General features: G+C 25.8%; 4 protein-coding genes and 2 rRNA genes. 2 read left to right on the top strand and 4 right to left on the bottom strand.

What is annotated here, in order from left to right; all coding sequences use genetic code 11:
- Window positions 1-311: 311 nt before the first annotated feature.
- Window positions 312-509 carry a hypothetical protein gene (locus N4A48_RS09665; RefSeq protein ID WP_293665707.1) on the top strand — a complete coding sequence of 66 codons (198 nt, stop codon included), beginning with the start codon at window positions 312-314 and terminating at the stop codon, window positions 507-509.
- Window positions 510-598: 89 nt separating this feature from the next.
- On the opposite strand, the gene N4A48_RS09660 is transcribed toward N4A48_RS09665, so the two are convergent.
- Together N4A48_RS09660 and N4A48_RS09655 are read right to left on the bottom strand one after the other, a co-directional pair.
- Window positions 599-730, bottom strand: a complete 132-nt coding sequence (locus N4A48_RS09660) for a hypothetical protein (protein WP_293665706.1) — start codon at window positions 728-730, stop codon at window positions 599-601.
- Window positions 731-983: 253 nt separating this feature from the next.
- A complete protein-coding gene (locus N4A48_RS09655; RefSeq protein ID WP_293665705.1) occupies window positions 984-2093 on the bottom strand; it encodes a helix-turn-helix domain-containing protein in 1110 nt (369 codons plus the stop codon).
- Between the two features lie 247 nt (window positions 2094-2340).
- Between N4A48_RS09655 and N4A48_RS09650 the strand changes: the two genes are divergently transcribed.
- Window positions 2341-2622, top strand: a complete 282-nt coding sequence (locus N4A48_RS09650) for a hypothetical protein (protein ID WP_293665704.1) — start codon at window positions 2341-2343, stop codon at window positions 2620-2622.
- Between the two features lie 182 nt (window positions 2623-2804).
- Here N4A48_RS09650 and rrf read toward each other — a convergent pair.
- Together rrf and N4A48_RS09640 are read right to left on the bottom strand one after the other, a co-directional pair.
- A 5S ribosomal RNA gene (gene rrf / locus N4A48_RS09645) occupies window positions 2805-2921 on the bottom strand.
- A gap of 58 nt (window positions 2922-2979) precedes the next feature.
- Window positions 2980-3060 (bottom strand): 23S ribosomal RNA (locus N4A48_RS09640); the annotation flags it as partial.

Raw genomic sequence — 3060 nt, 5'->3', positions numbered from 1 at the left:
GTTGTTTCCGAAAATCACTGTTGTGATTTATTTATAACCTACTGTTTAATTTTCAAAGTTCATTTTGTGTTTTGTGTTTGCCTCGTTGTCGAGGACAAGTAATAATATATCACCTTTAAAACATTTCGTCAACACTTTTTTTTAAAGTTTTTATTATTTTTATATTTTCTAGAGTTACACGCTCTAAGACTCTATATTTAATCTTATTTAAAATTTTTTTGTGCATTCAGTTGAATATTTATATCTATGATTGAAAAAAATAATATTAAAATCTATAATTTTCTATTTATTATTAAAAAGGTGGTGCTCTTATGAATGATAAATTAAATCATTTAAAAAAATTATATCAAGATGGATATAGATGTATTTATTATGATTCTACTAACCAAAATACATTTTCTGTATATCTAAAAAATTTTGAAATGGAAAGAAGTGAAGTAGTAGAATTACAAGATTCTACAGAATTTGATGAGTTAAGATCGTATATAGATGGTTTTAATTTTAGATAGTCATAAAATCCTTAAAGGAGCCAATAGGCTCCTTTATGAGAAAGCAAAAATCTCTAAGACTCTGCTCTCTTATTTAATTAAGCTTTACTTTATAATGCACTTTCTTTAGTAAGATTGTTTGCTATTTTTTTTATAAGATCCATTAATTCTTTTCTTTGCTTTTCATCTTTGTCTATTCTATCTATATATTGATCAAAGTATAATATTTTTTTATTTTCCATTTTATCACATCCTATATTCAGTATGTATTCTTATATTTCTATTTTTTTATCTTTATTTCCTTCTTTAATTTGTAAAATTTTTGTTATAAAAAAGTTTTTCTTTAAAAGAATCTTAAATGTAAACTTTTTTGAAACTCATAACGAAAATTATATTTATCCATAGCTTAAATAGGGATATACTTTACTATTCGTTATGAAAATAAATTATGTTTATTTAAATTTTACTCAAATATAGTCTGTGTTATACTTTCATTTACGAATTTAATGATTTTATCTCTAACTCCTTTAAATCATTTATTATATCTATAAATTTCTCATCTTTCTTGATTAAATCAAATTCTGGTTGCTCAAAAATCTTAAATATATTCTCATATAAATTCATTGTTATTTTACGTTCTCCTCTTTTAAGTTCATTAAAGCACCAGATAGAATTAAATTCTCTTAGTTTATTAATATCATTAATTTTCATGTTTTCTATCATATTTTTAAGCATATCAATTGCTTTTTCCTTTTCATTAAGAAGTAGATACATTTGGGCAAAATTTAAGTACTCTGGTGATAAATCCCAAAGTGAATCTTCTTCAGAAGAAATAATTTTTTTTATATTAATAGCTAAATTGTAATATTTTTCTACCATATTTAAATCTTTTTCATATTTAAGATATGAATTAGCTAATCCCATACATACATGACTCACATCATTTATACCTTTATATAGCTTAGTTTGAAATAATTCTCTACCTTTCTTTAATTCATTTTTTCGAATATATATACTTGCAAGTATATCATTTGGTTCAAGTTCAGTTTTATAAATTTTATTTAAAACCTCTATAGCTTTATCTTCCTCTCCAATTAATGGGTAAAGAGCTCCAAGTTGAAATAATGCTTCCTCAACTGATTTTGTTTCTGTACAATTTTTGGCTACATCTTCAAATAACTCAATGGCATAAGCTATCATATCCATTATTTTCTTCTCATCGCTTCCCTTCCATGAATAAATAGTAAATAAAAAAGCTATTCTAAGTTTCAAATAATAGCTTGATGGATATTTTAATATATATTCTTTGCTTTTATCTATTACTTTATCTAGATCACCACTACTAAATATCTTCTCATATTTACTAAATATTTTCATTACTTCCTCATCTGAAATTTCAATCTTAAAATTCAATAGTTTATCTATGGAAACATTGAAAAAAGTCGCAAGAATAGGCAGTAAAGTTATATCTGGATAAGAAATTCCACTTTCCCATTTTGATACTGCTGCTGTTGATACGCCAATAAACTTTCCTAATTGATCTTGAGTAATTTCTTTTTCCTTTCTTAGTTTAAAAATAACTTCACCTATTGATAGTTTATTCATACTTTATCACTCCATAGTTTTATTTAAGGCCTTATACACCTAGTATAGCCTAATATTATCTCTATACCAATGGATTCATAGTTGAGTATTGCATTAGAAATTTAACCATAGGTTAAGTTACTATAAATTATATAATTTCCTTAAGCATAAAAAAGGAAATACAGTAACTTTAGACGAAGGAAGAATATATTATGAGGGAAATTTAGATAAATAGATTTATTTTACAGTAAAGGAGATCTGATGTTTTATGAAAAAAAGAAACTTTATAACTTATATTGTATTCTTAACTATTTTTGCAATTCATATTTTCGGTTCCACTAATAATATTTCCACTGGACAAATTCAAAAAATTTATAAAAAATCTCAAAACCAGATTATTTATACGATAAAATTTAATGACTTGAAAATGATGTGTTCTAAAAATATATATTCTTCAATAAAAAAAGACAAAGAATATATTGTAACCTATAAATACAATGTGATTTTTCCAAACTTTATTTTTATAAAAAATATAAAAATTATTAATTGATATATCCACATACTAAAAAGATGGTTATTGTAGAGTAGGGAGATGATTTCTCATCTCCCCCTCATCAAACCGTGCATGCGGTTTTCCCGCACACGGCTTTACGATATTCTTCTTTCTATTGCATTCAGTCTTTAATCGACTTTGGCAATTAGATATAGTTTTTTTAAGCATAAAAAAAGATTACGTGGCTACGTCCTACTCTCCCAGGGGGCTTCCCCCCAAGTACCATCGGCGCTAAGGAGCTTAACTTCTGTGTTCGGAATGGGAACAGGTGTATCCTCCTTGCTATAATAACCACATAATCTTTTGAGTTGTAAGTATTAGATTAATACTCTGAAAATTGAGCAGATTTAAAATTTGGTTAAGTCCTCGATCTATTAGTATTCATCAGCTGAACCCATTACTGAGCTTACACCTTGAACCTATCAACCAGGTAGT

This window comes from Tepidibacter sp. (genome assembly GCF_025210165.1).
Lineage (GTDB): Bacteria > Bacillota > Clostridia > Peptostreptococcales > Peptostreptococcaceae > Tepidibacter_A.
This window is presented reverse-complemented; position numbering and strand designations above follow the sequence as displayed.

What these genes read in the sequence shown, in the direction of transcription:
- N4A48_RS09665 (WP_293665707.1), top strand. Translation starts at nt 312, where the DNA reads ATGAATGATAAATTAAATCATTTAAAAAAATTATATCAAGATGGATAT.
- N4A48_RS09660 (WP_293665706.1), bottom strand. Translation starts at nt 730, where the DNA reads ATGGAAAATAAAAAAATATTATACTTTGATCAATATATAGATAGAATA.
- N4A48_RS09655 (WP_293665705.1), bottom strand. Translation starts at nt 2,093, where the DNA reads ATGAATAAACTATCAATAGGTGAAGTTATTTTTAAACTAAGAAAGGAA.
- N4A48_RS09650 (WP_293665704.1), top strand. Translation starts at nt 2,341, where the DNA reads ATGAAAAAAAGAAACTTTATAACTTATATTGTATTCTTAACTATTTTT.